This window comes from Terriglobus sp. YAF25, from assembly GCF_052113305.1.
GTDB lineage: Bacteria > Acidobacteriota > Terriglobia > Terriglobales > Acidobacteriaceae > Terriglobus.
Genome location: NZ_JBFRCY010000209.1, coordinates 1 through 6,360, shown reverse-complemented (window position 1 = coordinate 6,360; position 6,360 = coordinate 1). Strand labels below are relative to the sequence as shown.

Here is a 6,360-nt window from a genome sequence, read left to right as displayed (position 1 = left end):
GATGTTGCTTCGATTATGGCAACTCCTCCACGAACGGACGCGCGGTGGGTACCGGCACGATGGAGACGACTTACTTCGGCACTTCTACTGTCTGGGGTCGCGGCGAAGGTAACGGACCATGGATTATGTCCGACATGGAAKCGGGCCTTTTTTCCGGGCGCAACGCTAAATTGAATGAGGGAGATCCTAGCATCAATTCCTGGCGGTTCGYCACGGCCGTCATGGATGGCGATACCGGAGATCATTGGGACTTGCGCGGCGGTGATGCCCAAAAGGGAAACCTTGTCACTTTTTACAATGGCCCTCGTCCTCTGCCCGGCACCAGCGGAGGTTATGCTCCGATGCGTAAGCAGGGGGGCATTCTGCTCGGCACCGGAGGCGATAATGGCAACGGTTCCTCCGGCACATTTTATGAGGGCGTTATGACCCGCGGATTTCCTACGCAGGCCACAACGGATGAGGTGCAGGCGAACATTGTTGCTGCGAAATATGATCTGCCGTCTCTAGGTCTGTCGCGAGTGATGACATTTACTCCCAATTCCAGGCAGCAGGTTCTCGTGTCCTTTACGAATACGACTGGAGATCCGGTAAGAGGCTTGCAGCTACGTCTTTCCCTACCTGGTAAAGGCTGGAATTCTGTCGTTTCTGATAGCACTGCATCCGCAAAGATCTTCCCTGAGGCCATTCCTCCGGGAGCAAGTGTTAGAGCGACCTTCCTCGTTACCTCTCCTGCTAACCCTGAAGCCGGCTTCCTTACAGCGAAAGCAATGTGGCTTAACGCAATGGCGCCGGAGGTTATGTCCATACGTGTGCGCAACGTTTATCCAATTAAGATCAACGAGGTGCGGTTCGGCACAAGTCTGAACGATTCTGATCAGTTCATTGAGCTTTACAACCCCACAGACGACACGATGAATGTGTCCAATTGGAAGCTCCTTCATACTCCTGGACAGTGGGCGGCTGTTGAATTGGCGACCATCCCGTCTGGCACCAGGATTGCCCGGCACGGTTTTTATCTGCTCGGTCTCTCCAACTCCGGGCTGGCCGCACCTGCAATCGCGAATACGAAGACGATTTATGTGCGTACCACAAAGGGATTGAATATCGGAGAAGCCATCGATATTGACGGAGAGAAACGAACTGTCGCGAGTATCGGCGAAGCCGCTCATGCTATGACGACAATTTTTATTCCGGTATCTACAGGCCCGTGGCTCACCATCCCCGTGGGGTCGACCAATTTGCCGATCGCCAATACAAGCGGCTTTGAAGCAGGGCAGCGCGTCGGCATCGACATTGGAGGCAATTATGAGGAAGTTACGGTGAGGTCTGTCGGAAAGGCATCGACCCAGACCGTCCTCGCGGGCGCCGTCTCGTCGGGGGCAACCGATATCAAGCTTGTGGCAGCATCAAATGTCTCCGTTGGTGACATGCTTACCGTCGGTACTGGTTCGCTGAAGGAAGTCGTAAAGGTGTCTTCGATCGGTTCAGCGCAGGCCAACGGCACAGGTACCGATATCATTCTCACCTCGCCTCTACGTTACGATCATATGGCTGGAATCGATGTCGCAGATCCTGGGACCGGAATCACGTTTGAGCCGGCAACGAAGTTCACCCATACGAGCGGAGATGCGGTCCAGGCTCTCGGCACCGGAGTTACATTAGATCGTCCTCTCTCTCGTACTCATCCTTACGGTGCCTATATCGCCGGTATCGCAACCCGTTCAGCCGGCTATCAGGGCCCCCAAGCGCCAGACCAGTGGTTCGGGACCTCACTGTCGAACCCTACGGTCGCTCAAAACCCCGCAGGTCCGTTCGCAAACAATGCCGGCTCACTTGCGCTTGTAGATTCAACCGGCAAGATTGTCGTTGATGCCCTGGTCTATGGAACGCGGCAGAGCAATTCGAGCGGCAACGGTACTATTACCAGTCCGGAACTCGCCACACTTGAGGGAAGTCAGAGTCAGGGAGGATGTATCGTCGTAGCCCCCGCAATTGTTGGGGGAGCGGGTACGAGTGTAGGACGCTTTCCGGATGGCGCCGATTCTGACAGTAATTGCACAGATTTTGTTTCTCAGGCAGCAACCAGCCTGGCAGCCACATCCGAGGCCGGAACCACCAATATTAAGGTGGCCGGCATAACAGGCTTTACAGCGGGTAAAACCGTGATTGTCGGTTTTGGCGCGGACGGGGAAACTGCAATCATTGCGAACGTGGGAACTTCAGGAGCTACATCCTCTACTGAAGTTACAGCGATCGGTTCGACAGTGATTCGCGTCCTTAGCACCGCAGGTTTTACGACGGGGCAGACCATTATGGTTGGCAGCGGAGCTAATACTGAGACCGCGGTTATCCGGTCACTCGGTAGGAGGGGCAATGCCAGCATTACGATTGACACCCCGTTGACCCATCTTTACGAACCGGGCACTTCCGTCTCGGGCTCTGGAATAACTTTCACTTCAGCGTTAAGAAGAGCGCATCCCGTGGGGTCTCCGGTCGTAAGCGATGTACCAACGCCCGGCGCATCGAATACGTACTCTAGCCAAGTACCTTAGTCGGGAACACGATAGGAGTCCTATCGTAGTCTGTTTCCAGAAACGGGTGACCGCCATCGGTTGCAGGAGTGAAAGCCCAGAATGAACGTCCGCCATGCAGTCGTCCTCACAGCTATCGGCACTCTCCTAAATGGGGCAGCGCACGCCCAGCGGCCCGTGCACAGCGATGTCCTCTGGTACGACCGTCCTGCAATCATCTGGGATGAGGCGCTACCTGTTGGCAACGGCCGCCTGGGTGCCATGGTCTTTGGCGGGGCGAACGACGGGCCGAACAACGGCGACCTGCAGGATGCTAAGAAAAATCTGCCGTTGATGGACGGCAAGAGCACGCGCTGGCAGGACGAGCATTTGCAGCTCAACGAAAGTACAGTATGGCAAGGCTCGCGTACGGATCTGCTGAACCCGCGCGCTCACGAAGGGTTCCTGGAGGCGCGTCGACTTTTGTTGGAGTCACGAGGAACGGACAGCGCGAAGATCAGTCAGGCAGAGAAGCTTCTGGAGCAGACCATGCTATCGACGCCGCGTGGTATGCCGGGTTATTCCACACTGGGGGATCTTTATCTTCGTTCGAAGTCCGACTCTCCCGTGGACAATTATCGGCGCTCGCTCGATCTCGACACGGGTGTCGTGCGCAGCTCCTATACGCAGGACCGCACGATGTACCAGAAGGAAACATTCGCCTCGGCACCCGACCAGGTGATTGTGATGCACCTTACGGCGAGCCATCCTGGCGCCATTTCCTTCAAACTCAGCATGGATCGTCCTGCGGATTTCACGACCGTCGCCCTGGACGCTCATAACCTCACACTTCAACCTTCTGCCGACCACCACGACCAGACTCGCTTCCATGGTCAGGCACGTATCCTCRCCGATGGCGGTCAATCCTTGCAGGATGGCAACTCGCTGCAGGTAATTAATGCCAATCGCGTGACTATCCTTATCACCGCCGCGACTGACTTCAAAGGCGGCCGCTTTGCAGGAGGCGATCCCGCCCTGCAGGACGAGGCCACGCTTGATCGTGCTGCGAAGAAGAGCTATGAGCAACTCCGCGAAACCGCTACACGCGACGTCAGCCATTACATGCAGCGCATGCATTTCACTCTCGGTGCGGCCGACGCCGCCCTCGAAGCGTTACCTACGAACGAGCGATTGCGCCGCGTCGCAGCCGGAGGCAACGACCTCGGTCTGCAATCGTTGTACTTCCAGTTTGCACGCTATCTGCTGGTCGGATCGAGTCGGCCCGGCGGCCTTCCGGCAAACCTGCAAGGTCTCTGGGCGGCGGGCATTAGCAACCCCTGGGGCTCCAAGTTCACCATCAATATCAATACCGAAATGAATTACTGGCTTGCGGAGCCAGGTAATCTCGGTGATCTGCACCAGCCGCTTTTTGATCTCGTCGACATGGCGCGCAACCCTGGCAGCGGTACCGGCACGGAGGTCGCGCGGAAATACTACGGCGCGCAAGGCTTCGTCATCCACCACAACACTGATATATGGGGGGATGCTCATCCTATCGATGGTGTTCCTTACGGTATCTGGCCAATGGGCGGAGCCTGGCTGACGTTGCATGCCTGGGACCACTATGCTTTCTCGCTCGACCGCGACTTCCTCCGTACGCGGGCGTGGCCTCTGCTGCACGATGCCTCACTCTTTTTCCTGGATTACCTCGTCGACGACGGTAGCGGTCATCTTGTCACCGGCCCTTCATTGTCACCAGAGAACAGGTACAAGATGGCCGATGGCACATCGCATTCCATTACGATGGGCCCGACGATGGATATGGAAATCGTGCGGGAGCTTTTCACGCGTACGCAGCAGGCGGGAGATATTTTGCACGAGGACCCAGTTTTTCTAAACCGCGTTCGAGTGGCGGAGTCCAAGCTGCTTCCGTTGCAAGTCGGACAGCGTGGCAATTTGCAGGAATGGCCACTCGACTACGACGATGCGGAGCCCGGACATCGGCATATATCGCACCTTTGGGCGCTTTTCCCGGGGACACAGATCAACCGGTGGCACACCCCTGGCCTGGCCCGCGCTGCGCAAAATACATTGCAGACGAGACTGGAGCACGGCGGCGGCCAGACGGGATGGTCGCGTGCTTGGGTTGTCAATTATTGGGATCGCCTGGGCGAAGGGGAAAAAGCCTATGAGAGCATGCAGGTCCTCTTTCGCCAATCGACGTTTCCGAACATGATGGATACCCATCCTCCGGGTGTCTTTCAGATTGACGGTAACCTCGGTGCCGCTAACGGTATGCTCGAAGCTCTGGTACAGTCGCGCTGGTACCCCGACCATACTGAAGTCGACCTCTTTCCGGCGCTTCCTTCGGCTTGGTCGCAGGGCAGCGTCATCGGCTTGCGGCTTCGCGGCAACAGCTCGCTCGACCTGCAGTGGCAGCCGCGTGGTGCATCCGTCCACTGGCATGCGAACCGCACCGGCCCGGTCGATCTTCGCCTCCCACAAGCGATCGATCCCCGCAAAGTTGTCATCGAGGGCAAGCCCGTTCCCGTATCACAGATTGACGGGCAGGTTGTGCACCTCAATATGGCTGGAGGTCACATCTACACGCTCCGTTTTTATGGACGAGAATAGGCTACAGATTGCGCCATCACCAACTATTCGCGTTTGCCTGTAGCCGTGATTTCTGACGGGGCTTAGCATCGCAAACTTTTCCGGAAGCCGCGGAGAGCGTAAAGTCTGGCGCTTCGTCCCTGCTACAAGAGTTTGCACGAAAGACACTCTACTCACGAAGAAGACGAAAAGAGCGCAAGGCAGACCTGGCCCACGGATTAGATCGCAATCCGAGAGATCCCCTTGCTCCAGGGCAATTTAACGTAACCGAGGGAGATAAGGGGCCTTGGTTCAGGAACATGGTAACGTTCGAAGGTTCTAAACAACTTTGTGCGATATAGAACTTCACAACGGTTGTTCGTCGTTGCAGTATCGATCGGTAAGCGCGACAAAGACAATAACGGCGAGGGCGGTGCCTTTGACGTCATGAAAAACCCTAGAGGCATGGGGTAGCCGGTCAGCCACTTGGAGCAGGGGACACAACCGAGAGGAGTAAGCGTTGCAACGGAGCGGATGTAGAAAATGGGTTCTTTTGTTCTTTGCTGTTCTTATATTGGCCGCACTCAAGGCAGATGCGCAGGTGGAGTATCCATTCCGCAATCCGAAGCTAAGCGATGAGGTGCGCATTGCAGATTTGCTCAAGCGCCTGACCTTGCAGGAAAAGGTTGACCTTATGGGAGGAAATGCCAAGGTTCCTCGCCTGCATCTCGCCCTTTCCGACGAGGCTGAAGGTTTGCAYGGGCTCGCACTCGGCGGCCCCGGCGGATGGGGGCCACGCGGTCGTCCCCCTTTACCGACGACCACCTTTCCCCAGGAGAAAGGGCTGGGCGCGACATGGGATCCGGCACTGATGAAGAAGATCGGTGCTCTCGAAGGAGAGGAGGCGCGGTACTACTATCAAAACCCCGCATTCGATTTTGGCGGAATTGTGGTGCGTGCGCCTAATGTTGATCTTAGCCGCGACCCGCGCTGGGGGCGCACCGAAGAATCAATGGGCGAAGATCCCTACCTGGTTGGCACGATGACGGTGGCATTCATTCAGGGGCTACAAGGGCCCGATTCCAAACACTGGCAGGCCGCATCTCTGATGAAGCACTTTCTCGCGAACGAGAATGAGGATGGTCGATCCTATACATCATCGAATTTCGATGATCGCCTTTTCCGGGAGTACTATTCCGTTCCATTTCGTATGGGTTTCGAGCAAGGTGGATCCCGTGCCGTGATGGCTGCTTACAAT

At 56.5% G+C, this 6,360-nt stretch carries 3 protein-coding genes; all 3 read left to right on the top strand.

Translation table 11 applies throughout. The features are described 5' to 3' along the window. A partial coding sequence (locus AB4043_RS10675) for an arabinofuranosidase catalytic domain-containing protein (RefSeq protein WP_442307031.1) occupies nt 1-2,552 on the top strand: 2,552 nt, incomplete at its 5' end. 81 nt (nt 2,553-2,633) lie between these two features. Further along, a complete protein-coding gene (locus AB4043_RS10670; protein ID WP_442307030.1) occupies nt 2,634-5,144 on the top strand; it encodes a glycoside hydrolase family 95 protein in 2,511 nt (836 codons plus the stop codon). Nucleotides 5,145-5,655: 511 nt separating this feature from the next. Next, nucleotides 5,656-6,360, top strand: a 705-nt coding sequence (locus AB4043_RS10665) for a glycoside hydrolase family 3 N-terminal domain-containing protein (RefSeq protein ID WP_442307029.1), incomplete at its 3' end; no start/stop codon positions are given.